Annotated in this window: 22 protein-coding genes, 1 pseudogene and 1 riboswitch; of the genes and pseudogenes, 8 read left to right on the top strand and 15 right to left on the bottom strand. The window is 42.9% G+C overall.

Annotation, left to right across the window (positions count from 1 at the left end):
• Positions 1 to 7: 7 nt before the first annotated feature.
• The 5 genes from BM176_RS07985 to thiS all read right to left on the bottom strand — a co-directional run bounded on the left by BM176_RS07985 (position 8) and on the right by thiS (position 4,114).
• Positions 8 to 775, bottom strand: a complete 768-nt coding sequence (locus BM176_RS07985; RefSeq protein ID WP_090101350.1) for a thiazole synthase — start codon at positions 773 to 775, stop codon at positions 8 to 10.
• Complete coding sequence (locus BM176_RS07980; protein WP_090101348.1) at positions 757 to 1,386, bottom strand: thiamine phosphate synthase; 630 nt, start codon at positions 1,384 to 1,386, stop codon at positions 757 to 759. The genes BM176_RS07985 and BM176_RS07980 overlap by 19 nt, the downstream gene beginning before the upstream one ends.
• Positions 1,387 to 1,391: 5 nt before the next feature.
• Positions 1,392 to 1,994, bottom strand: coding sequence for a thiamine phosphate synthase (locus BM176_RS07975; RefSeq protein WP_090101346.1), 603 nt, complete (start codon positions 1,992 to 1,994; stop codon positions 1,392 to 1,394).
• 30 nt (positions 1,995 to 2,024) lie between these two features.
• Positions 2,025 to 3,827, bottom strand: a complete 1,803-nt coding sequence (thiC, locus tag BM176_RS07970) for a phosphomethylpyrimidine synthase ThiC (RefSeq protein WP_090101344.1) — start codon at positions 3,825 to 3,827, stop codon at positions 2,025 to 2,027.
• An 83-nt stretch (positions 3,828 to 3,910) separates the two neighbouring features.
• Positions 3,911 to 4,114, bottom strand: coding sequence for a sulfur carrier protein ThiS (gene thiS / locus BM176_RS07965; protein ID WP_090101343.1), 204 nt, complete (start codon positions 4,112 to 4,114; stop codon positions 3,911 to 3,913).
• A gap of 53 nt (positions 4,115 to 4,167) precedes the next feature.
• Positions 4,168 to 4,274, bottom strand: a riboswitch (TPP riboswitch).
• Between the two features lie 36 nt (positions 4,275 to 4,310).
• Here thiS and BM176_RS07960 point away from each other — a divergent pair.
• Positions 4,311 to 4,817, top strand: coding sequence for a lipocalin family protein (locus BM176_RS07960; protein ID WP_090101342.1), 507 nt, complete (start codon positions 4,311 to 4,313; stop codon positions 4,815 to 4,817).
• 34 nt (positions 4,818 to 4,851) lie between these two features.
• On the opposite strand, the gene BM176_RS07955 is transcribed toward BM176_RS07960, so the two are convergent.
• From BM176_RS07955 to dnaN, 3 genes are all read right to left on the bottom strand, one after another.
• Complete coding sequence (locus tag BM176_RS07955; RefSeq protein ID WP_090101340.1) at positions 4,852 to 5,109, bottom strand: hypothetical protein; 258 nt, start codon at positions 5,107 to 5,109, stop codon at positions 4,852 to 4,854.
• Positions 5,110 to 5,113: 4 nt separating this feature from the next.
• A complete protein-coding gene (locus BM176_RS07950) occupies positions 5,114 to 5,950 on the bottom strand; it encodes a sterol desaturase family protein (RefSeq protein WP_090101338.1) in 837 nt (278 codons plus the stop codon).
• Positions 5,951 to 6,140: 190 nt separating this feature from the next.
• Positions 6,141 to 7,259, bottom strand: coding sequence for a DNA polymerase III subunit beta (gene dnaN / locus BM176_RS07945; RefSeq protein WP_090101336.1), 1,119 nt, complete (start codon positions 7,257 to 7,259; stop codon positions 6,141 to 6,143).
• A 386-nt stretch (positions 7,260 to 7,645) separates the two neighbouring features.
• Between dnaN and BM176_RS07940 the strand changes: the two genes are divergently transcribed.
• Positions 7,646 to 8,905 (top strand): pyridoxal phosphate-dependent aminotransferase, encoded by a 1,260-nt coding sequence (locus BM176_RS07940; RefSeq protein WP_090101334.1) that lies wholly within the window; start codon positions 7,646 to 7,648, stop codon positions 8,903 to 8,905.
• A 63-nt stretch (positions 8,906 to 8,968) separates the two neighbouring features.
• Here BM176_RS07940 and BM176_RS07935 read toward each other — a convergent pair whose 3' ends face one another.
• Entirely contained in the window at positions 8,969 to 9,487 is a 519-nt protein-coding gene (locus BM176_RS07935; RefSeq protein WP_090101332.1) for a hypothetical protein, read from the bottom strand.
• A gap of 653 nt (positions 9,488 to 10,140) precedes the next feature.
• Between BM176_RS07935 and BM176_RS07930 the strand changes: the two genes are divergently transcribed.
• The 6 genes and pseudogenes from BM176_RS07930 to BM176_RS32875 all read left to right on the top strand — a co-directional run.
• Positions 10,141 to 10,749, top strand: a complete 609-nt coding sequence (locus BM176_RS07930) for a TetR/AcrR family transcriptional regulator (RefSeq protein ID WP_090101330.1) — start codon at positions 10,141 to 10,143, stop codon at positions 10,747 to 10,749.
• A gap of 9 nt (positions 10,750 to 10,758) precedes the next feature.
• Positions 10,759 to 11,373, top strand: coding sequence for a TetR/AcrR family transcriptional regulator (locus tag BM176_RS07925; protein ID WP_090101328.1), 615 nt, complete (start codon positions 10,759 to 10,761; stop codon positions 11,371 to 11,373).
• 49 nt (positions 11,374 to 11,422) lie between these two features.
• On the top strand, positions 11,423 to 12,775 hold the full coding sequence (locus BM176_RS07920) for a TolC family protein (RefSeq protein ID WP_090101326.1): 1,353 nt from the start codon (positions 11,423 to 11,425) through the stop codon (positions 12,773 to 12,775).
• A 31-nt stretch (positions 12,776 to 12,806) separates the two neighbouring features.
• Positions 12,807 to 13,868 (top strand): efflux RND transporter periplasmic adaptor subunit, encoded by a 1,062-nt coding sequence (locus tag BM176_RS07915; protein ID WP_090101324.1) that lies wholly within the window; start codon positions 12,807 to 12,809, stop codon positions 13,866 to 13,868.
• A gap of 6 nt (positions 13,869 to 13,874) precedes the next feature.
• The gene (locus BM176_RS07910) at positions 13,875 to 17,054 is read left to right on the top strand and encodes an efflux RND transporter permease subunit (RefSeq protein ID WP_090101322.1); all 3,180 of its coding nucleotides are present in this window, start codon (positions 13,875 to 13,877) and stop codon (positions 17,052 to 17,054) included.
• Between the two features lie 225 nt (positions 17,055 to 17,279).
• A pseudogene (locus tag BM176_RS32875) lies at positions 17,280 to 17,921 on the top strand (Abi family protein); the annotation flags it as partial.
• 271 nt (positions 17,922 to 18,192) lie between these two features.
• On the opposite strand, the gene BM176_RS07900 reads toward BM176_RS32875, so the two are convergent.
• From BM176_RS07900 to BM176_RS07875, 6 genes are all read right to left on the bottom strand, one after another.
• Positions 18,193 to 19,740 carry a class I SAM-dependent methyltransferase gene (locus BM176_RS07900; protein WP_090101318.1) on the bottom strand — a complete coding sequence of 516 codons (1,548 nt, stop codon included), beginning with the start codon at positions 19,738 to 19,740 and terminating at the stop codon, positions 18,193 to 18,195.
• A gap of 94 nt (positions 19,741 to 19,834) precedes the next feature.
• The gene (locus BM176_RS07895) at positions 19,835 to 21,250 is read right to left on the bottom strand and encodes a nicotinate phosphoribosyltransferase (RefSeq protein WP_090101316.1); all 1,416 of its coding nucleotides are present in this window, start codon (positions 21,248 to 21,250) and stop codon (positions 19,835 to 19,837) included.
• 11 nt (positions 21,251 to 21,261) lie between these two features.
• On the bottom strand, positions 21,262 to 22,173 hold the full coding sequence (locus BM176_RS07890; protein WP_090101314.1) for a pantoate--beta-alanine ligase: 912 nt from the start codon (positions 22,171 to 22,173) through the stop codon (positions 21,262 to 21,264).
• Between the two features lie 205 nt (positions 22,174 to 22,378).
• Positions 22,379 to 23,065, bottom strand: coding sequence for an NUDIX hydrolase (locus tag BM176_RS07885; RefSeq protein WP_090101312.1), 687 nt, complete (start codon positions 23,063 to 23,065; stop codon positions 22,379 to 22,381).
• A 21-nt stretch (positions 23,066 to 23,086) separates the two neighbouring features.
• Positions 23,087 to 23,482, bottom strand: coding sequence for a hypothetical protein (locus BM176_RS07880; RefSeq protein ID WP_090101310.1), 396 nt, complete (start codon positions 23,480 to 23,482; stop codon positions 23,087 to 23,089).
• A 51-nt stretch (positions 23,483 to 23,533) separates the two neighbouring features.
• Positions 23,534 to 25,153: a M20/M25/M40 family metallo-hydrolase gene (locus tag BM176_RS07875; protein WP_143097748.1), complete on the bottom strand. Its 1,620-nt coding sequence runs from the start codon at positions 25,151 to 25,153 to the stop codon at positions 23,534 to 23,536.
• Positions 25,154 to 25,310 lie beyond the last annotated feature (157 nt).

Below are 25,310 nucleotides of genomic sequence, written 5' to 3'. Positions count from 1 at the left end.
AGATGATTTAATCAAGAAAACCTATCAGTGGACTGGAAGCGATGGCCTCCTTATGTGCAGGAGCCAGTCCTGCTTCATAAGCCATTCTACCGGCTATAACCGCCTGCTTAAATGCCTGAGCCATTATTACCGGGTTTTTAGACACCGCAATAGCTGTATTGACCAATACGGCATCGGCCCCCATTTCGAGCGCTTTTGCGGCATCTGAGGGGCTGCCAATGCCAGCATCTATTACAACCGGGATGTTGCTTTGCTCTATAATGATCTCAAGGAAGTCGATTGTCTTTAATCCTTTATTACTGCCTATTGGTGCGCCCAGGGGCATCACCGCTGCTGTCCCAACGGCTTCCAGGCGTTTACAAAGTACTGGATCTGCATGCACGTAGGGCAATACCACAAAGCCCATCTTCACCAGTTCTTCTGCCGCTTTAAGTGTTTCCACAGGATCTGGCAGCAGATACCGGGGATCAGGATGGATTTCCAGTTTGAGCCAGTTTGTTTCCATGGCTTCACGGGCAAGCTGGGCAGCATAGATCGCTTCCTTTGCTGTGCGAACACCAGAGGTATTGGGCAAGAGGCGAAAAGACGGATGATGCAGGTGTTGCAACATATCATCTGCTTCATTTTGCAGGTCTACCCTTTTTAATGCGACGGTTACCAATTCTGAGCCGGAAGCAAGCAGTGCTGCTTCCATTAGCTGCAGAGATGAAAATTTGCCGGTGCCTGTAAAGAGGCGGGACGTAAATGTGTGCCCGGCTATGATAAGAGGTTGCATGACTCAAAGTAATTAGTGATGGAAAATACCAGTTGTTGTTTGTTTGCTGCCTGTGTAATCAGTCCGCTTACGGCGATCCCATGAATACCGGTGCTCATCAGTTCTGGGAGATCGTCTTCCAGAATACCACCAATGGCAATGATGGGGATATCAATTCCCTGTGTTTTCAGCTGCTGCATAATGGAACCAATTCCTTCCAGTCCCAGAATAGGACTGAGCTTTTGCTTCGTAGTGGTAAAGCGGTAGGGTCCCAGTCCTACATAGCTGGCCCCGTCCTGCACATGCTGGAGAATATCGGATAATGTGTTGGCTGTACCTCCAACAATTATATCGTTCCCGACGATCTTCCTGGCAGCAGCTACTGTCATATCTTTTTTACCTACGTGTACGCCATCTGCCCCTATTGCTTTTGCTATATGCGGATGATCGTTGATAATCAGTTTCGCACCATAAGTAGCGCAGATTGCTTTAGCAGCAAGGGCTTCACTCATAATGATACTTTCAGGAGCGTCCTTGATCCGGAGCTGAATCCAGCGGCAACCTGCTTCGCAGGCTGCCTGTATATTATCGATGTGGTTATGCTGTGAAATGTATTGTAGTTTGCTGATCATGTCTGTTAGTTTTTTCTCCAGATATCCCTTATACGGCAAAATTCCCTGACGGCTCTTTCCGGTTCTTGCCAGATGGCTCCCAGCAGGGCTATACCATCAAACTGCATATCACGGGCCTTGTTGGCGGTAATATCATTGATGCCTCCCAGGGCCAGTACATTTCCTTCGAATCCCTCTTTGTTGAGCCGGAAGTTTTCGTCAAAAGCAGCGGCATAACCCTTTTTTGAAATGCTGTTGAACACAGGGCTTAGCAGAAGCTGATTCCAGTCATTGCTTGTGGCATGCAGGGTTTCTACATTATGGATACTGGTACTTAACAACCACTCTTTTTGTCGGTAGCTGTTAAGATGTTCCATGGTAATATTCCCTCTGGCAGCTTCTCCGAAATGCAGGCCCAGTAATCCATACCGTTCACAAAGAGTGGCATGTTCAGGGATCATCAGTCTGCCGTAACAACCAGGATCTGCCTGTAACAACAATAGCTCGTAATCGGCTTCCTGCCATCCTGGTTTACGTACCAGGATGCTGTCCGCTCCTTCGTTCAGTAATTGTTTCCAGATGTCTGTTTCGTCGGGAATGTTTTCCGTATGGGTGATTATCTGTATCAAAGCCTGAAAGTTTTTGTTTACAACGGTCTTTTAGAAATAGACTTCTCCCCCTTGTTCGTTAAAGGCTGCCGCCTGGGCCGCCATACCTGATTCGGCATAATCACGAACTTCCTGTGTTATTTTCATAGAACAGAAATGTGGGCCACACATAGAGCAGAAGTGGGCCACTTTGGCTCCATCTGCCGGTAATGTTTCATCATGATAAGAGCGTGCTGTTTCTGGATCCAGGGAGAGGTTGAACTGATCTTCCCAGCGGAACTCAAAACGGGCTTTACTCAAGGCATTATCACGGTGTTGTGCACCGGGATGTCCTTTGGCGAGATCGGCAGCATGAGCAGCTATTTTATAGGCTATTACTCCCTGGCGTACATCTTCTCTATTTGGCAGTCCAAGATGTTCTTTGGGAGTTACATAGCAGAGCATTGCGGTTCCAAACCAGCCTATCATGGCTGCACCGATGGCAGAGGTAATATGATCATAACCAGGAGCAATATCTGTAGTCAGTGGTCCAAGGGTGTAAAAAGGCGCTTCCTGGCAATGTTCCAGTTGTTTCTCCATATTGGCTTTGATCAGGTGCATGGGCACATGGCCTGGTCCTTCTATCATTACCTGGATATCATGTTTCCAGGCAATCTGTGTTAATTCTCCCAACGTTTCCAGTTCTGCAAACTGTGCGGCATCATTGGCATCTGCGATACAACCGGGGCGAAGACCATCGCCCAGCGAAAAGGCTACATCGTAAGCTTTCATGATCTCGCATATTTCTTCAAAGTGTGTGTACAGGAAATTTTCCTTGTGATGGGACAGGCACCATTTTGCCATGATGGAACCTCCGCGGGATACAATACCGGTAGTACGTTTGGCTGTTAAAGGCACGTAGCGGAGTAATACGCCAGCATGGATGGTAAAGTAATCAACGCCTTGTTCTGCCTGTTCTATCAGTGTATCCCGGAATATTTCCCAGGTAAGGGCTTCTGCTTTACCATTCACTTTTTCCAGAGCCTGGTAGATGGGAACAGTACCGATGGGAACAGGAGAATTGCGGATGATCCATTCCCGGGTTTCATGAATATGTTTACCCGTGCTGAGATCCATAATAGTATCTGCTCCCCAGCGGCAGGACCATACAGCTTTTTCCACTTCTTTTTCTATACTTGAAGTAACAGCAGAGTTGCCAATATTGGCATTTATTTTTACGAGAAAGTTACGGCCAATAATCATCGGCTCACTTTCAGGATGATTGATATTTGCGGGGATGATGGCACGGCCTGCGGCTACCTCCTGCCGTACAAATTCCGGTGTGATAAATTTTACTGGAGTATTAGCACCAAAGGAATGTCCTTTATGTTGTTCCCAGAGTGCATTATCTTTTTCGAAGAGTTGTTCCAGGCATTGGTTCTCACGGATGGCAATGTATTCCATTTCCGGTGTGATGATACCTTTCCGGGCATAATGTAGTTGTGTAACATTACTGCCTTTCTTTGCTTTCATGGGTGAGTGCAGATAGGAAAAACGTAACTCATCGAGGCGACTGTCTGCCAGTCTTTCCTGTCCATATACAGAAGTAATGGCGGTGAGTTGTTCCACATCATTGCGGTCTTTTATCCAGCTTTCACGGAGTCTGGGTAATCCTTTTTTTACATCGATTTGGATGTCGGGATCTGTGTATGCTCCGCTGGTATCGTATACGACTACTGGCGGATTAGAGACTTCTGCACCCTGACTGCCATGCAGGCGTGTGGGGCTTAGCGTTATCTCTCTCATGGCTACGCCGTTTACATAAATCTTTTTTGAGCCCGTAAAGGGCGCACGGGAAATGGGTTGTGATTGCATAAATTTTTTTTAGAGTATGGACATGAGAGGGCGGGCGGCATTGAGCCGTCTGACCATAAATTTTTCCTGTATGGAGATTGGATTTACCCTCCTTGTGTAGCGCGGATAATCGTTATATTATCTGCGCTTTGCAGCACTTGTTGCTGCCAGGTAGTTTTTGGTATAACCTGGCTGTTAATGGCAATAGCAATGCCTTTGTCTGATGAGAGTTGAATAAACTGTAAGAGAGCAGCGATGGTGATACCAGGCTGCACCGCATAAAGTTTATTGTTTACGCACACTTCCATGTTTGCAAGGAATTTAAGTGAAACAATAAACTTTAAGGATGGTAAAAGATGAAGAGAGTTCAGGTACTTTTCCCTACGGCAGTATGAACTGCGTCAGGTCTGAGGGTCTCATCTCAGCTTCCCGGCTGTTTATTTCCGGAAAACACCCCTAAAGTGAGGCATAAAGGTAGGGGAAAAAGTCCATATCTTTGAGGCTATGAAAAAATGTATTGCGCTGGCAACATCCCTCTTTATTTTATATGGCTGTGAGCCATCTTCCAGACCAGCTACTACTATCGCAGCAAGGGACAGCAGCTTGCTTGATGTGCCGGATAGTACGCCAATGCAGATCATAGATTCAGTGGCCATTATGCCAACAACAGATACGATAACATATAGTGAGAATCAGTTACTGGGACGGTGGTTACAACCAGTTGCAGGACTTGAAAAAGAGTTACAGGGGTTTCATCTGAAGAAGAACGGAAAAGCTTTTTCTATCAATACGTATGCTGTTATTTATGACAGGTGGAGATTACAGCATGATACATTATTGCTGTGGAGTTACGTGGAGGGGGAGCATAGCACAGACACTGCAGCCACAATAGATACTACGATCATCAAGTCGCTTACAGACAACACACTGGTGTTATTCCCTATTAAAGCGGCAATCGGTTACGAGGAAAAATACACAAAAGAAAATACTGGGAGAAAAGGGAAAAAGTAGGAGACCCTGCGTTCCCCTTTCCTCCGTGTCTTTTTCAGCTATACATCTGCCACAATGCTACGGCGCAGGCTACTACGGCCATGAATATACCGGCAGTTGCTACCTGCATATCGTCAATATTTCTACGGGCTTTTAGTACAGAAAATCCACCTATCAATATTGAGGCAATACCGAATGCGAGGGCGGTGCCCGGAGTTCTTGCCGCGAAAGAATAAATGGCAGAAAATACGCCTGCAAACAGCGATACGAAGCAGGCTATTTTAGTCGGAGTGGAGGTGGTGTGCTGTTGCATAAAATTACTGTTTTGAATTATATAATTGATTACACTGTTCATTATTCGTTTTCTCCCATGGCACTTTCAGCAGTTGTCCTATTTCCTGGTAACGGGCATCCTGGTATTCATCCAGCCCATACCGGATTAAGGTGGTGTCCTTTACTTTAACAAACGTGCCGAAAAGGCGATCCCACAAAGAGAAAATATTCGCATAATTAGAGTCCGTTTCTGGTTGGTAATGGCTATGGTGCACCTTGTGCATATCGGGCGATACGATGATCCAGCTCAGTGCATTGTCCAGCCATTGGGGCAGGTGTATATTAGCATGATTAAACTGCGACATAAACGCGGAAAGGGTCTGATATAACATTACCATCCAGATGGGTACCCCCATAGTAATAATAGCAAGGAACAATGCTATTACGCGGAATATGCTCTCTATGGGATGGTGCCGTAAGGCGGTAGTGGCATCAATGGCTGTATCTATGTGATGGACCTTATGGAAGTGCCACATCCAGGCTATTTTATGCTGGATGAGATGTACCAGGTAAGCACCGATAAAATCCAGCATGAGTAATGCCAGGATGAGATGCAGCCAAATTGGAAGGTGTATGATATATAACAGACCGAATTGTTCCCTGCTGCTCCATTCAGATGCTTTTACTATCAGAAAGGCGAAGCCGAGATTCACAACAGCTGTTGTGAGTGTAAAGAATAGATTTGTACCTGCATGACGATAGCGGTTGCTTTTAAAAGATAAGCGCGGAATAGCACCTTCTATAATCCAAAGCAATAATAATCCGGCTACCAGAATGGCAGTACGATACCATGAAGGAATGCTGTCAAAAAACGATTCCATACGGGAATTGAGTTTGTGGGATAAACAGAACAGGGGGTAATAACGTCGTTACTGTCCTTTTTTGTCTTATTTCTGATGATAATTTACGACTTTTTTTGCTCTGAAATGCTTGCTGGAAAAGAAAAAAGCAATCTCCTTGTGAGAGATTGCTTTATAAATATATATAAGTTATTAGTTGTTGTCCGGTCTGCTAATTGTTCAGCATAAGCGGCATAACCAGCATCAGGAGGTCTTCATTTTCTTCTTTTTCGGAAGGTCTGAGTATCCCTGCTTTTGTAGGTGTGGACAATTCGATGGTGATTTCATCACCTTCAGCGGCGTTCAGCATTTCTATAAGGAACTTGGCGTTAAAGGCGATCTGCATGTCTTCACCGGTGTATTGGCAATTCATGCGTTCGTTACCTTCAAAAGAGAAGTCCACATCCTGTGCAGAGAGTTGCAGTTCGCTGCCGGTAATATTCAATGCTACCTGGTTGGTGCTTTTGTTAGAGAATACGCTGATACGTTTCAGTGCATTCTGGAAGTCGCTTTTTACCAGGGTGAGGCGGTAAGGATTATCTTTTGGAATCACCACTTTATAGTCCGGGAAGCGGGCATCAATGAGGCGGCAGATCATCTGGGAGCCATCATGTGATACAAAGAAGTGATTCTGGCTGTATGATATTTTCAGTTCACTTTCATTATCCGGTAATGAAGATTTCAGCAGGTTCAAAGGTTTTTTAGGCACGATGAAAGTTTCTGCTTTAGGGCATTCTATGCCTGTTCTTACATATTTTACCAGCCGGTGAGCATCTGTAGCCACGAAGGTCAGGCTGCTGGTGGTGAGTTCAAAGAACACACCTGTCATAGCAGGACGGAGATCATCATTGCTTACAGCAAACAGTGTTTTGTTGATTGCTGTTACCAGTGCAGTAGATGGAAGCGTGAAAGAGGTTGTATCGTCGGCAGTCGGCTCTTTGGGGAAGTTCTCCGGATTTTCGCCCATCACCTTATACTTACCATTGTCCGACGTGATCTCAACTGCGTAAGAGTTCAGGTCTATATGAAAAGTAAGTGGCTGATCGGGAAGGTTCTTGAGAGAATCCATTATTATTTTAGCCGGTATGCAAATGCGGCCGCTTTCTTTGGCTTCTACCTCCAGCCTTACCTTCATTACAGTTTCCAGATCTGTAGCTACTACAGTTAGTTCGTTCTTGTCAATCAGGAAAAGAAAATCTTCCAGGATAGGCAACACGGTGTTGGAGTTAATCACCCCGCTGATCTGCTGCAATTGTTTTAACAAAGTAGAGGAAGAAACGATAAACTTCATGTGATATTATTATTTATACTTTTTTGTCGAACTATTCATGAAACATACTGCCATTAAGGCTGTGGGGATTGTAACCCATATTTCCGGCTGTAAAAGCCACTAAAAATAATCCTTTTATATGAAAGCAAACAAAGATAGAAAGTTTTGTCAATCTACAAACAGGCATGCAATAAACAAGAGATGTATTACCTGATACAGATATTAAGGTAAAATGCTATGTTGAATAAAATAACATTTAATAGGTCGTTTATTGAATTATACTTAATAATTTGGTCTATATTTCGAATGTTCTGAAAAAATGTAGGGTTTCTTTTAAATGATCTGCATATCCGTTAGCTTTGCGGACTCAAAAAAAATATTTCTAAAACTTAAAAATCTTTTGGGTTATGAAACTGTCTCATTTAGCCGAAACGTTGATCGGGTCTGAAATTATTAAGCTGGCCGGTGAGATAAAGGAGAAGCAGGCCAAGGGCGAGAAGATCTACAATTTTACAATTGGGGATTTTGACCCCAAGGTATTTCCTATTCCGGCTGAGTTTGAGGAAGAGATCATAACTGCTTATAAGGAACATTATACCAACTACCCACCGGCAGATGGTATCCTTGAGTTGAGAAAAGCAGTAGGTGAGTTCATTGAAGAACATGAACACCTGACTTATGATCCTGCAAAGGAGATTGTTATCTCATGCGGAGGTCGTCCGATTATTTATGCCACTTTCAGAACAATCCTGGACAGAGGAGAAAAGGTTGTATATGCCACTCCATCCTGGAACAATAATCACTATACCCATTTTCTTGAAGCAGAGCATGTAGTACTGGAAACAAAGGCTGAAAATGATTTTATGCCTACTGCTGCCGAGCTGAAACCTTTACTGAAAGGCGCTACCCTGCTGGCATTATGTTCTCCTCAGAACCCTACAGGTACTGCTTTTGGCAAACAACAACTGGAAGAAATCTGTGATCTTGTGATTGCTGAGAACAAGAGTCGTGGTGCAGATGAAAAACCTTTATACGTCCTGTTTGATCAGATGTACTGGGTTTTAACCTTTGGACAGACGGTGCATTATACTCCCGTATCATTACGCCCTGAGCTGAAAGATTATACTATCATTATCGATGGTATGAGTAAAGCATTTGCTGCTACCGGTGTAAGAGTGGGTTGGGCATTAGGCCCCGCTCATGTGATTGGCAAAATGAAAGCCATCCTTTCTCACGTAGGCGCATGGAGCCCAATGGCAGAACAACATGCTGCTGCGAAATACCTGCGTCGTAAAGGCGAAGTGAATGCTTACCTGAAGAGTTTTAAAGCAGAAGTAGAAGAAAGACTGCAGGGCATTTTTGAAGGATTTGACAGCCTCAAAAAGGCTGGCCATCCTGTAGAAGCAATTGCACCACAGGCAGCCATCTACCTTACTTTAAAAATAGATCTCGTTGGTAAAACGACTGCTGAAGGTAAACTCCTGGAAGATCAGGCAGCGGTTACTTCTTATATCCTGAATGAAGCTAAACTCGGCCTGGTTCCGTTTTATGCTTTTGGTTCGGCTAAGAATTCACCCTGGTATCGCCTGAGCGTAGGTACTTGTGTGAAAGAGGAGATCCCTGCTATGATTGCGCAACTGAAAGCTGCGCTGGAAAAGCTGAAATAATTATGGCAAGCTAAATAATGATAAAGCCGTTCAGGGATTTCCCCGAACGGCTTTATCATTATTTTAGTGTTTATCACCATGCTTGTTTCCTTTGTCTCCCTTGTAACCTTTGTTCTTGCCTCTGTTGTCTCCCTTATACTTCCCCGGATGGTCTTTCTTCCACTGATCATGCTGAGGATGATATCTGTTTTGAAAGTATTTTTCTTCTCTGCTGTCACGGATAGGTATCTGATCATGTTTGCCTTTATATACTACATATTCCTGTCTGTATTTTGCATGATGCAGGTAAGGTTTGTTTACCCCATTGATCACCACCTTATGACAATTATAAACATCGAAGTGTCCATAGCTGGCAGGCAGTGTTCTTGATCTGCGCCAGGAGTTGCCATATTTGTATATGTATACCTGGCCTGGTACATAATAATATGATTCGATATCCGGCAGGTAATAATAATCTACATAATCATATCCTGTAGGTCCCCATGCTGGCTGAGTGCCTATGTTGATACTAACGTTTACCTGTGCTTTGGTCGTAATTGTAAAACCAATTACGGCAATAAAGATGAACATTAACTTTTTCATAGATTGATATTTACCTAGATAAGGCAAAAGGGATGCCCTATCCTGCCAATTTTGTGTATTTGCGATATAACTCCGAAATCTATCTGTTAAACTGGGGAATATCGCCGTATAGTGTTTCTATGAAAAAAGCCGCTTTTACGCGACTCTTAATTCCCTTCATTTAAGCATATTTTAGTCGGAAAATCTCCCATTTCCAACATCTTCTTATAATTCCCTATTTATAAATTGTTGATAGTGTGCCTTCCTTTATGTGGAGTATATTTAAACCTCATACTAATAACTACTCTAAAAGCCTTATAGTAGTGCATTAGAAGGTATATAACTCTTATATAAGCCTTATTATAGTCTTATTTTAGCCTTATATAAGCCTTATCTATAAAGATAAGGCTTATATAAGGGATATATTACAGTTATAAACCGTTTATACTAATATTAGACTACTGTCTTCAAGCAGTTAACCACGGCTTTCAGTACTAATAATTCTGTGATTCTAAACCGTTTATGTAATTCTTCGGTATCAGAAACAATGCCTCATCTTACTTCCTGACTTTTTCGTTCGAAAAGTTAATCAATTGTTAAATGGTCAACTTATTTCACTATTCTCAGAAAAGGCTGTACATTTGACTTACAAACTAAAAAAGTCAAAAAGTTAAATGCACGCTGAAACCAAAGATGAGATGAGGGATAAGATCCTGGAGGCGGCTTTGAAGCGGTTTACTCACTATAGCGCGTCTAAGACGACTATGAATGAGATAGCTGACGACTTGCATTGCTCAAAGGCATCTTTATATTATTATTTCCCGGATAAGAAGGGATTGCACTTTGCGGTGCTTGAGAAGATAGGAGAAATCTTTATTTCGGAACAGGAAGCAGAAGGGGAGAATATAATTTCTGCTGAACAAACCCTCCTGAATATTTTAGAGGTAAAGCGTCAGTTCCTTGAACGTTATTGCCGGCTGGAATTATTCAAGATATTAAATGATAACAGTGAGGGAACACAACGGATGATTAAAGAGGTAAAGAATCGTGAAGATGCGCTGCTCGCCAGAATAATAGAGTACGGGGTAAAAATAGGAGAATTTGCAGTTGATAATCCTAAGCAGCTGGCAGAGCTTTATAACCAGGCCATGTTCGGATTACGGTTTGCTGCAGTAGATTGTTTTCAGATTAATACAGATATAGAAGCAGAGCATTTAGAAATGATTTTAGCACAGCAGAAGCTGCTGACGGAAATATTTGTGAAGGGATTAAAGTATCGTTAAACAGGAGTCATGTCAGTCAGGGAACGGATATTGGAAACAGCACTACGGATGTTCAGGATGTATGGAATTAAGAGCGTTACAATGTTTGATATATCGAGAGATTGCGGCGTGTCGAAAAAGACGGTATATGAACATTTTAGAGACAAAGAAGACCTGGTACATGAAGGAATGAGTTTTTTACTGAATGGTCACATGGAGCAATTCAAAGACTTTCGTCAGCACTCTGCCAATGCTATTGAAGAATTAACCAAGGAACTCGGGTACATTGAACTGGTAGGTAAAACAGTGAACCCGGTAATGCTTTACGAAATACAGAAATACCATCCGGAAATCTGGAAAGCCGTAGAAACATTTAAACGGGATTATGTACTGGGATTTATTTCGGAAAATCTACAACGTGGAATGAATGAAGGACTGTATCGTAGCGATCTTAAAATAGGAATAATGGCACGCATGCGTCAACTACAGATGGAAGCGGTATTCGATCCCGCTCAGTATCCCGTAACAGCGTATGATATGCATGAGGTAATGACGCAACTGATTCAACATTTTATACTGGGTATCACAACACTGAAAGGACGTAAAATTGCTGCTGATTATCTACAACTTAAAGAAGAAAATTAAGGACTAAATACACTATCCGCCAACTAAAAAACAAACAAAGATCATACGGATGAAAAGGACTATGCTAACGCTTATTCTCTTAGTGGGAATAGGGGGATATACAACCTATGCCCAATCGGAACTGTCACTGCAGGAGTGCCTGAAATATGCACTCACAAATAACCAGCAGCTGGCACGCGTCCGTCTGGAAGAAGATATGGGTCGTTTTAAAACCAGCGAAGTAAGATCAAGAGCACTGCCACAGGTAAACGCTACCGGACAATATACCAACAACATAAAGAAACAGGTACTGGCCGTTCCCGGCGAACTTACTGGAGAACCTGGTAAAACAGTATTGCTGGAAGCAGGTACTACACATAATATTGTGGCATCTGGTACTGTGACACAGGCTGTATATGATCAATCCGTATTTACCGGTTTAAAAGCTGCGAAAGCGGGAGAAGAATATTACCGGATGCAATCTGCACAGAGTGAAGAAACGGTGATTTATAATGTTACACAGGTATATTACAATGCATTGGTGTCCCGCGAAAAAATGATAGTACTGGATGCTGATATCGACAAGATCAGTAAACTGGTAAATACTACTTCATCGCAGGTAGAAAGCGGACTGGCAAGGAAAATAGATCTGGACCGTATGCGTGTAAACCTCACTAACTTTAAAACGCAACGTACACAGGCTGAGAACCAGTACCTGGTGCAGTTAAACCAGCTGAAACAGCAAATGGGTATGACAATGGCAACTAAGGTTGATTTACCACATACCTCCTTTAAAGAGATAGAAAGCAAAGCAGTATCTGCGATGGACTTTGGTGGTGTGAACCTGGACAACAGAATCGAATACCGGCTGCTGAAGAAACAGGAAGAACTGCAAGAGTTTCAGAAGAAAGCCTATAAAGCAGAATATTATCCTTCTCTGTCTTTAGGTGGTAACTATTCCTATAATGGGATCAGTAATAAATTTGACTTTATGAAGGGCAGCTCTACCGCCAGCTGGTATGATATGGCTTCCGTAAACCTCACTTTAAAGATTCCAATCTTTGATGGTTTTGCGCGACGCTCCAGGGTTAGCCAGGCAAGCGTGACGTTGAAAGAACTGAATAAACAGAAAGAAGAAACAGCCCTTGCACTGAGCACACAATTTGAAAATGCAAAACTGCAGGTACAGAATAACCTGACTACTATACAAGCACAGAAAGAGAATGTGGAGCTGGCCAACGAAGTATATAATTCTACACAGAATAATTATAAGCTGGGACTGGCAAATCTTACAGACTTGCTGGATGCTGAAACATCGCTGACAGAAGCACAGAATAATTACAACGAAGCCTTGCTGCAATACAAACTGGCAGAACTTGATATTATTAAATCCAACGGTAATCTTAAAAGCCTTCTGAATTAACCAACATCTCTAAAAATCATACTTGAACTATATGAAAAAAATTATTATCTGGAGCTTAGTCACAATAGCAGCGGTTGTTCTGATCATGTGGAAACTGGGCGCCAATAAAAAAGCCAACGAAGCTAAAACGGAATTCGTAAAACAAAGTAATGCGGGTGATGTACCCGTATTGGTAGAAAAAGTGACAAAATCCGATTTCTCACAAGGCTTCCTGGCCAATGGTAATTTTACACCGGTACGTGAACTGACTTATCTGGCAGAGATTGCCGGACGTATCAACAGACTGATGGTAGATGAGGGCAGTGTGGTAAAGCAGGGACAGATCCTTGCATATGTGGATGGTGAAATACTGGGCACAGATCTGCAATCTGCTAAAACTAACCTGGAACAACTGAGAGTGGATAAAGAGAGATATGAAAGTGCTTTTCAAACAGGAGGGGTTACACGTAAACAGGTAGATGATGCCAAACTGCAATATGAACTGGCATTATCAAAATATAATGCTGCCAGCCGCCGCGTTAGCGATACTTATATCAAAGCTCCAATACAGGGGGTTATCAATAAAAAATATATAGAACAGGGAGCTTACCTCTCTCTTGGTAACAAGATGTTTGATATTGTGGATGTATCCCGTTTAAAACTTGCTGTGTCTGTACCTGAAATACAGGTAGTGAATCTGAAAGTAGGCGATAAAGTAAATGTAACAACCAACGTATTCCCTGAAATTACTTATGAAGGAAAGATCACTTTCATTGCTGCGAAAGGAGACAATACACTGAACTATCCTATAGAAATGGAAGTAGCCAATATCAGTGGAAAACAACTGAGAGCCGGTATGTTTGGTACTGCACATTTTGATCTTCCTAAAGCAATGGCAGCTATCATGGTGGCACGTACCGCTTTTGTGGGCGGTGTAAACAGCAACCAGATATATGTAATGGAGAATAATACTGCTAAGCTGCGTAAAGTAATAGCAGGCAGGATCTTTGGCGACAGAGTGGAAATAAGGGAAGGATTGAATGAAGGAGAAACAGTTATTACCAGCGGACAGATTAATCTGATAGATGGTGCTAAAGTAATAGCGCAAAAATAATCAACTATGAAGATCACTGAAATATCCATAAAGCGGCCGACCATAGTGGTAGTGGTATTTACCGTCCTTACCCTGATGGGGTACATAAGCTACAAATCGCTGAACTATGAGTTGCTGCCAAAGTTTGCATCACCTATAGTAACAATTGCTACAGTATATCCCGGTGCTTCTCCTAAAGAGGTAGAGAGTACCATTACCAAAAAGATTGAAGATGCCGTTGCATCCATGGAGAAGATCAAAAAGATCATTTCCAAATCCTCCGAAAGTTTATCTACTGTAACGATAGAATTGAATAGTGGTTCGAATGTGGATCTCGCTTTGCAGGATGCCCAGCGTAAGGTAAATTCCGTACTGTCTGATTTGCCTGAGGATGCAAAGGCTCCATCCTTAACAAAGTTCTCTCTGGAAGACTTACCTATTATGACTTTGTCTGCTACCGCCAATATGGATAGCAAAACATTTTATGATCTGGTAGATAAAAAAATACAGCCGCTGTTATCCCGTATAGCGGGTGTTGCGCAGGTAACGCTGATTGGTGGACAGGAACGTGAGATCCAGATCAATATCGATCCTAAAAAGCTGGATGCATATAAGCTGTCTATTGTACAGCTGCGTCAGACTATCACCAATGCCAACATAGACTTCCCTACCGGTAAAGTAAAAACATTAGATCAGCAGATGCTGATTCGTTTGGCTGGTAAATATAAAAATGTAGACCAACTGCGCAATCTCGTACTGACTACTACTGACGATGGAACACAGATTCGCCTGAAAGATGTGGCGGATGTGCAGGATGGTCAGAAAGATGTTGAGCGTATCGCCCGCCTGGATGGTGTGAGTTCTATCGCCTTGCAGGTGCAGAAGCAGAACGATGCCAATGCCGTAACAGTGAGTGAGGAAATGAAGAAAGCGATTGCCGGCATCGAAAAAGATTATACTGCCAGCAAACTGAAAATATTTATTGCGAATGACTCTTCCGACTTTACACTGGAGTCTGCAGATTCTGTAATCCATGACCTCATTATTGCGATTGTACTCGTTGCCCTGGTAATGTTATTATTCCTGCACAGTATTCGTAATGCGATCTTCGTAATGATCTCTATACCGGCATCACTGATAGCAACTTTCATTGGTATGAAACTGATGGGTTACTCGCTGAACCTGATGTCCCTGTTGGGTTTATCCCTGGTGGTAGGTATCCTTGTGGATGATGCGATCGTGGTACTGGAGAATATTTACCGTCACATGGAAATGGGTAAGAACAGAGTACGTGCGGCATTTGATGGGGTAAAAGAAATAGGCTTTACCGTTACCTCTATTACACTTGTAATTGTGGTGGTGTTCCTGCCTATCTCCCTGACAGATGGACTGGTATCAATGATCCTACGCCAGTTCTGCGTAGTGGTGATGATCTCTACCATGCTTAGTCTGCTTTCCTCTTTTATGATCGTTCCATTACTATCATCAAGATTCGGAAAGCTTGAACACATTACTGGTAAGAACCTTTTTGAAAAGTTCATCCTGTGGTTTGAAAAGCAACTGTCCAAATTTACAGACTGGATGACGGGCATTCTGAAATGGGCACTAAACCATAAAGCGATTACGCTGATAGCAGCAGTAGGCTTATTGTTCCTGTCTTTCATGCTGGTGGGTAAAGGATATATTGGTGGAGAGTTCATTCCTAATGGTGACCGCGGACAGTTTATCGTTGTATTGGAAATGCCGAAGGATGCGTCTGTAGAACAAACTAATCAGGCTACCCGTACAGCAGAGAAATACCTTGCTACCAAAAAAGAAATTGTACGTTTAATCACTACCGTAGGACAAACCAGTGAAGATGGTTTTGGTGCATCTCAATCGACTGCATACAAATCAGAAATCACAGTAATGCTGGTAGATCCTAAAGAACGTTTGGACGGATCAGATATTTATGGGGCCAAAATAAAAGAAGAACTCCGTAAAGTTTTGCCGGGCGTGAAGGTGAAAACAATGGATGTGAGTATCATGGGTACGGCACAGACTGCACCTGTAGAACTAGTGGTGATGGGTACTGAACTGGATAGTGTAATGGCCTATGCCAAAAAGGCGATGGCTTTATTAACGACTATCGATGGTACAAGTGATGTGAAGTTATCTGTAGAAGATGGTAATCCGGAAATCAATGTGCAGGTAGACCGTGATAAAATGTCCGCGCTGGGACTTACGCTGGAAGGCGTAGGCGGAACTATGCAGACTGCATTCAATGGTACTGCCGATGATTCCAAGATAAAATTCAGACAGGGAGATTATGAATATGATATGAACATCCGGTTCGACGACTTTAACAGGAAGAATCTGGAAGATGTATCCAATATAGATTTTTTGAATAACAAAGGACAGTTAATTAAGCTGTCACAGTTTGCGGCTATCACGCAGGGTTCCGGTCCAAGTAAACTGGAAAGAAGGGATAAGAATACATCGGTGTCTGTGAAGTCACTGGTAGTTGGTCGTCCAAGTGGTACTGTACAGGCAGAATTTGCGACTAAACTGGAATCACTTCCCAGGCCGACAGGTATCAGTTACCTCTGGGCGGGTGATGCAGAAAATCAGGGAGATTCGTTTGGTACGCTGGGAGTAGCATTGCTGATCTCTATTGTAATGGTATACCTGATCATGGTAGCGTTGTATGATAACTATATCTATCCGCTGGTAGTATTGTTCTCTATTCCTTTGGCGATTATCGGTGCCTTACTGGCACTTGCACTTACCAACAATACCCTTAATATCTTCAGCATCTTAGGTATGATTATGTTGATAGGGCTTGTGGCGAAGAATGCGATCATCCTGGTCGATTTTACCAACCAGATGAAGGAGCAGGGGCAGAGTACCAATGAAGCACTGATTCACGCGAATCATGCACGTCTCCGTCCAATCCTGATGACGACAATTGCAATGGTGATCGGTATGTTACCAATTGCGCTGGCAACCGGTGGTGTATCTGCTATCAAGAATGGTCTTGCATGGGTAATCATTGGCGGTCTGACAAGCTCCATGTTCCTGACTCTGATCATAGTACCCGTGGTGTATAGAATTGTGGATAGCGCGATGAGACGTTTGGGTATGAACAAACCCTCTACCAAACGTATGATCCGTCAGAAAATGACGGCTCCTTCAGTGGCAGAAATTAAAGAAGCAGCTTTAAACTAAAAGATATTCGTTACTCTAACAGTGTAACAGTTGTAGGTTTAGGTAAATAGCCGGAGTATTCCTACTCCGGCTTTATCATTTTGATAATCAAATGGTTATGGGTTTATTTATTCTGATTTAAAAGCAAATTTTATTTTTTTATTTTATAATTTCTCTCTAACTTTATTATGACAGTACCCGCCACGCTTCCCTTAAGAACAGCGCACCCAGGCGGGGCATTTTTTTATGGTTACTCCTTATACCAAACTATCTACGTCCATTGAAGATCAAATTGCCCTTTTGCAGGGGCGGGGTTTAATTATTAATAACCCAGTTGATATATCCCAATTTCTTCAACACATAGGATATTATCGCTTAGCTGGATATTGGCAGGTTTTTCAAAATGATCCGGTGGAGCATACTTTTATTCCTGGAACTACATTAGAACAAATAATGGAGTTATATAATTTTGACCGGGAGTTAAGATTTTTATTGCTGGATGCAATAGAACGTATAGAAGTATCTTTTCGATCTGTAATGGTTAATGAAATGTCAGGAAACCATGGCCCAACCTGGTTCTCAGATCCTACGCTTGTGTTTAGTGAAGACACATTGAATACTACTATAGAAACTATAAATATTGAGTTGGACAGATCTAAAGAAGATTTTGTAAAACATCATGACCGAAAATATGGGAAAGCTGAACATCCACCGGCCTGGAAGACAATGCAGGTACTTTCTTTAGGCACATTATCCAAAATTTATGGTAACATTCATAAAGACATACCTGAAAAAAGACGCATCGCAAAAATTTATAGACTTCCAGCAGATGCATGGCTCCAGAGCTGGATGCAGGTTGTATCTGCGTTAAGGAATTTTTGTGCCCATCATTCAAGAGTTTGTTATCGTGTATTCAATTTTCCACCAAAGGAAATGTGCGACCCAAAATTGCCTTGGATAAAAAATGTTCCTCCTGTTGCTGGCCAGTTAAACCAGCATTTATATTATCAATTATGTGTTGTGTGCTACCTTTTACAGACTGCTAATCCTGACAATAATTTTAATGCTAAACTTAAAAGATTAGTGGGCAGATACCCCAGTATTGATCTCAATCGAATGGGCTTTGTTCCTGGTTGGGAAACAGAAGATCTCTGGCAGATTATTTCCGCGCCAGCATCAACATATGTGATACCGGAAAAGGAATCACTTCCAAACCTCCATCTGATTGACGGAACAACTTCGTCTTCCCTTCCAAACGGTTCTGTACAATCCACTCATTACGATAAGGCTTAGATAATTTATCTACACGGAAGCCTGCTGTTTCTAATGCCTGTTGCCAGTCAGCAAAATTCCAGAAGCAGAATGTTTCATGCATCTCACTCAACCAGTTATCTTTATAATCTTTTGTAAACAGAAACTCGCAGGCATCCTGCATACTTAACCGGCAATAAGTTTCACCATCAATGGTTACCCATTCATAGGGCAGTTGATATCCTTCATGATGACGGAAGTCCTGCGCAAAACGGGTGAATAATGCGCGGGTAGAAAGTAGCTCAAGATCTGTTGAAGAATTTTCTCCGTCAGTATCATTCAGCCATAATAAAACAATCTCTTCTTTGTTGTCCGGCCCTACTACATCCCGGTTAATCCATACACCTCCCGGTGCCAGTTCCTGGTAGCGATTATTAATAAATTCCAGCAGGTCCGCCCGGCTGCCATAAGATTCTATTTCGTGTGTAAGTGAAGACGTGTGAATCGTATTCATACTACCCGCATCGAATACCAGACTTGTCACTGCATTCTTCTGGGAAAAGAATACGGACGGATTGGCAAAGTCCCCATTATGTTTACGTTGCAGGCAGATGTCGAACAGGTGACGGGATACCTCTACTCCGTAAAAGTCACATTCATGCAGGCGTTCATCCTCACTGCCTATTTTTATCCAGGAACCCGCAGCGCAGCCGATATCCCCTATTTTACCGGGATTGATATAAGGCGCTGTTTCCTGGTATTTGAGAGCAGCAATCTCATCCATCTGATGAACGTATGCATTGTAATCACGTGTGGCAGTGAGATCACCATCTGCCCCTATAATAGGATCTTTCAGGATGTGCCGTACTTTCTCTCCGATATTATATTGATTCCAGATTTTAAAAGCAGCGGGATGCATGAGATCAAGGATCTGTTGATCTTTCTTCCAGTTATCGGCCTTTACGATCAGTTGTACGATATCCCAGGGTAATGGTTGTGTGTACTTGTTGGCAGTAATATCCCATTCGGCTGGAAGCACGCGATAGCCTTGTTCCGTATACATATCTTTTACCGGTGTGGAGCAGATCACTACTGTATTTTCCGGCGTTAACTGATGTAGCCCTTCGCTATTGTGACGGATTGTTTTAACCGTATATCCGGCAAAGTTGGGAATGATACCTACGTCATCAATCCCATATACAAAAACAGGTACATCAAGGTAGCTGGAAAATTCCTGAATGGTCATGGCCCGGAGATAAAACGGGACAGGATTACGTTTTGTACCCAGGTGATTAGAGGAGGTAACGGCAAATATAATGGCTGTGATAGCTGTTTGCGGCAAGGCTGTGCCCTGGATATCCGGCTCTCCTTCCATACTGCGTTGTACGAGCCTGTTAAGATATTTGAACTGGAAATCAGTAAGTAGATGATGTCGGCCAGGAATTAATATAAACATGCCTGTAAAATACAAATCGTATCGTAAAAAAAGATGCTGTCTTCCGGAAGGCCGGAGACAGCATACAAAGAGGGGGACAAATGATGGTGATGAATCAGATTAAAGCTCGTTTCTTTATCTCGTCAAAAGTATATTGTTGTTTGATTTCGCCGTTTTCGAAAACAGTTACCAGTTCGTCGGGCAATTGTGGGGCTTCATTTACGGAGTATGATTTGAAGATACCGTTTTCTCTTACCAGCTTTTGTTTACCATATTTTGATTTCTTGAAAGAAATACGTGTGTTACCATTAGCATCAAGTTCCAGCGGATTTTTCTGTACGTTGATTTCTTTGCCATTTACCTGGGCATAAGAACATTTAAGCGCGAATTCCTGTGTGTCACGATTAACGCGTTGCAGTAAGGCTCCGCCCATCCCCAATGCCAGGTTCTCTGCACTGATTCCGGCTTTCTGTAAAGCCGCATAAATGGTAGGAATAGAAGAGTAACTGATTCCATCTCCCTGGATAACTCTTACCTGCGGAGGTAAAACTTTGTACCCTTTTTCGTTGACTGTAAAACCGAATTTCTGCATGAGGATGTCGAACATTCTCAGGAGTGTCTGTACAGCATCACCGCTATCGGGGCGTATTACCAGCGTTCCTTTACGACTGAGGATTTGTTCTTTCAGCTCAGTACCCCAATATTCTTCGCAGGCGCGGAGGATATTGTAAGAATCGGATACACATGCGATAGTACCGGTGGGAAATGTATTCAGAATATGACGGAATATTTCCAGTTCTCCTTTTTCACCGAGCAGAGTAACAATAGAGTGTTCTGTAGCAGGGATAGATAATCCCGGAGCTACCGGTGCATTATAATAACGTTTAGCGTAAGTAGATCCGATAAGGGTATCGCTACCAGCAAAGTTGATCAGATGAGCGCTGCCGCCTAGTCCTGCACCTTCCACTGAACTGGCTCCGCGAAAGCCAAAGTCATTCAGTACAAAGTCGATCCCAGCAAAGGCCTCAGGACTGGCAGTTTCAGTATAATAATGCTGCACTACCTTTTTTATTTCTCTTGAAAGTGTAGCTACGGTGCAGGGATACCATACTTGCATCAGAAGTGTTTCCAGGAAATTGGTAAGCCAGAAACAGGCAGGATCTGTATTCTCAATCGTCATCAGCACATTGCGTATGGATGTTACGGTTCCTTCCGGTACAGCTCTGATACGTACTGGTAAACGGCCCCCGTGTTTTTCTATAATGTATTCGAATTTGCTGCGGTCGAAGATATCGTTGCGGTCAAATACTTCCAGTAAGGTCGCTTCTGCCTCATCAATTTTTTCTTTGGTAATAACGGCCCCCTGCAGATATTCCATCAGGAGGTACTGTAATCCGTAGAAAACTGTTTCTTCAAATTTACCGCCACGGCTTTCCAGGTAGGAATAGATATATTCAGTTCCGGGTATGTAGAGTTTGTGGTGAGAGTATTTGTAGGCGTCGGCTAAGAGAATGATGTTTTCCTTTGTCATGATTCCTTATTTTAATCGTTTGTAGAATATTTTTCAGCTAATTTTTTCAGTAGTGGGATATGCGTGCTTACTATTTCTCCCTGTGTTATCAATTGGGGAATGTTGTTCACATCTACCCAGCGCATGGCCGCGAGATCGTCTGCCGCAACAGGTTCTCCAAACACGAGATCTGTGCTGAAGAGAGTTGTGATAATCTTATCTACCTCCGGACGATAGCGCCAGTCGTCTACCAGCATCGATAATTCAAATTGCATAGGGCCTGCTTCTATTTCTCCGCATTCTTCCCGGAGTTCGCGGCGGGCAGCCATTTCAAAACTATCATCGGTGGGATCTGCAAAGCCACCTGGCAATCGCCATGACAGTTCATTGGGCTTACGACCAAGAAGTAATTGTTTGCGTTGCTGACGGAACAGTGCGATATCTACCGTTGGATATACTTTAGGGAAGAGATTGTATGTATTGTAGATCACACCGGCGCGAAATTCTTCGGTATCAAATACTTTATCGGAGATTGCTTCCCGTTGCGCAGTAGCATTGAAGTCCTGTACAGGAGGGAGTGCTTCTGTCTGAAACCTGCCGGTATAGGATGGAATGAAACTATCGCGGCTGCCGTACAATACAAATGTTTCCTGTGGGAAATTATTTGAAAGCAGATCATCGAGTTTCTTTGACCATATTTTGTCTATAGCCTGATCGCTGAGAGGTAATATGATGACATCTGAAAAGAGTTGCTTCAACATTCTTTCGCGGGTGTAATAGTCCAATGGATTTTTGCGGCTGCCTTTCACCGGGCTTACACCTAGAACAATGATTAGCCGGTTATGCTTTTGTTTTACCTGTCTGATAAGGGAGAGATGTCCCTCATGCAGGGCCGGTGTCTGAAACCGTGCTATAATTACTGCTGTTGGTTTGTTCGTGATCATAGTAGTTTGCGTACTTATGACACAAATGTATATAAGTTATAACACATGAGCAAAATAAATCTTGTAATATTTACACAAATGAAGAAAATTGACCCTAATGCCAAAGTATACGGGGAGCCTAAAAGACACATCCAATGAGGATGGATTCCTTTTGGAGCCTCATGTTTGTAGAAAAATAAAATATTTGAAACAGTGGTGTTGGAGTCTATATTTCGAAGATAATTCCTTCCTGTTTCAGTTTGATATATTGTTCTTCATTAAAGCTATAGAGTTTTGCCGGCCTACCTGCAGAGGGATGTTTTTGTTTCTCGTTATGACCCATGAGAATACCTAAGTGATTCATTTTTTTCTGGAAATTGCGTCGGTCAATCGGGCGGTCTAAGATGGTTTCGTATAATTTTTCCAGGTCTGAAATGGGGAATTTCTGGTCCAGGAGTTCGAAGCCTATAGGCTCATATCTTATTTTGTTACGCAGGCGTTTTACAGCAGTGGCCACTACATCTGAATGATCGAAAGCGAGATCCGGCAGTTTTTTGATATCAAACCAGCGGGCATCTTCTGCATCTGAACTGGCAGCTAATTTGAAGTTGGTAGGATTTACCAGTCCGAAATAAGCAACAGACACGACCCTACCGCGCGGATCGCGTTCGGGACGGCCAAAAGTATACAGCTGTTCCAGGTAATTGATATGCACACCAGCCTCGGTATGTAGTTCCCTGGTTACGGCTTCTTCCAGTGTCTCACCATCCAGCACAAATCCTCCCGGGAGTGCCCAGCGGTGCATAAAGGGTGGAATAGTACGTTTGATGAGCAGTACTGAGATACTTTCTTTTGCTGTGTAGCCGAATACTACAGCATCTACACAAAGTCGTATGTTTTGTTTTGGTTCCAAGTTCAGATTGGTAATTGCTGCTTATTTTATATAATGTTCTACCTGTGTAGTGTCTTTATGCAGATTTACAAAGAGTGGGTTTTTCTCAGGATCAAATACAATGATTGTATTTGCTTGCCATACATCCTGCGGAGCAGGTAATTCTATTACTACTTCCTGTGCATTGGTACGGTGAAACAGCAGACTGTCTTTCGCAGCTATGTGTTTACTGAAGCCATGACGTTCAAGATAATTCACTATTGCAGCGCTGCGTTGCATTACAGAATCTACCAGCGGATCTCCGCTAACCGGTTTTACATTCCGGATCACGTAGCACTTTTCTGTAATGATATCATAGGCTGCCCTGTTCTTACTATCACGTGACTGAGTACACGAAAAAAGCAGGGCGGCTGTTAATAAAATGAGGATGCAACGCATGGTAAATTTATGTTATGGAGATGCAAGATATTAAAAAAAGTGCTGTGCCTCTTAAAACCGGATATTAAATACCTTTTCGGTCTCGCCTCTTCTGATCTTAACGGTAGTTGAATCCCCTTTTTTAAAGGAAGAAAGAGCCTTCATATAATCTTCCAGGTTGGAAACAGCTACGGGGCCCAGTTGTACAATCACATCGTTGGTGATCAATCCTGCTTTCTGTGCAGTTTTACCATCAGACACTGCGTCTACCCTAACACCTGTTTTCTGATAAGTATAATCCGGCATGATGCCGAGTGTTACTGTAAATCGTGGATTGGAGCTGATGCCAGTCTGTAATTCACGTGTTTTTGTGAATATCAGTTTGGGCATATCGTTGGTTTTCCCTACAATGTTATATACCATCTTGATCACCCGTAATTCCCCATCATAATTGATCTTTTCCGGATCGTCTGTAGGTTTGTGATAATCAGTATGGGTGCCTGTAAAGAAGAACAATACCGGGATATTTTTACGGTAAAAGGAAGTATGGTCAGATGGACCAGTGCCGGATGAATCGTAAGTAAGATGAACTCCTTCCGGTGCTGTTTGCTGCATTAGTGCCGACCAGGAAGGAGAAGTCCCGATACCTCCTATCTGCAGGCCTTTTGAGCTATCCAGGCGTCCTATCATGTCCATATTGATCATGTAATTGAATGTGGCAGGATCTATGGCACTATGTTCTGTGAAGTATTTGGAACCAAAGAGGCCCAGTTCTTCACCGGAGAAAGCTACAAACAGGAAGTTGTTCTTACTAAAGCGGGAGCCTTTCAGCTGCCGTGCCAGTTCCAGCAGGGCCGCAGTACCGCTGGCATTATCATCAGCACCATTGAAAATAGCTTTTTCGTTTGGGGCCAGAGAATTATGATCTTCTCCATGACCTAGATGGTCAAAGTGTGCACCTATTACTATGGTATTGGGGGCTTTATTATCTATATATCCCACTACGTTAGTGCCGGTACGTTTAGTCGCACTAAATGCCACGCGGATATTGATATGAAGATCTTCTGCTTTCAAAATTGTTTTACTCACATCTTTATTTACCCATACCACGGGTATCGTAAGTGGCTTGCTGGAAGAAGAAAGCCATTTTTTCACTTCGTCCGGGGTTTCTGTGCCGTTATAAAAAACGACTCCTGTAGCACTGGCTTTAGCGGCTTCGCGTGCATACTGCCGGTATACCTCTATCGGCTCTGCATGTGGCTGTACTTCAAATTCTTTCACATTCACGAGCCATATATTGTCTGGTTCATTTACGTCCCGGATTACATCACCTTTAGCACTTTTTTCTGCACTGAAAGGGAGGGGAATAAATTCTTCGCCGGGGGTAAGACTGGAGATGTTCATTGTCAGGAGGCTTTTATCTCCTATGATTCTGCTTTCGCTAACGGGGAAGGTTTGCAGGTATCCGTCATTACCTTTAGGGCTTAGTCCGGCCTGTTTCATCTGTTCCGCAATATATGTTGCAGCCAGTTGTTCGCCTTTGGTACCGGTGAGGCGACCTTCCAGCCCGTCACTGGCTAGGTAAGAGATGCTGGCCTGAAGGTTTCCCAGTGTTTTTCGATCGGCCTTTTTTTGGGCGTTTACTAGTGTAAAGGGCAATAAGAGTGCTAATAGCCAAATGTTGTGCTTCACAGTTGTTGTTTTTTAGGAGCCTGTTGACGGTTGTCAAATAAACAAGAACAGGTGTTAAGCCTTGAAGTTCAAAGCAAATGTAATTTATTGTCAGGTACTCTGGATTATTGACTATGAACTCGAAGGCAATTATTGAACCAAAATCATGATTTAAGGC

It is taken from the genome of Chitinophaga sp. CF118 (genome assembly GCF_900112615.1).
Lineage (GTDB): Bacteria > Bacteroidota > Bacteroidia > Chitinophagales > Chitinophagaceae > Chitinophaga.
This window is presented reverse-complemented; position numbering and strand designations above follow the sequence as displayed.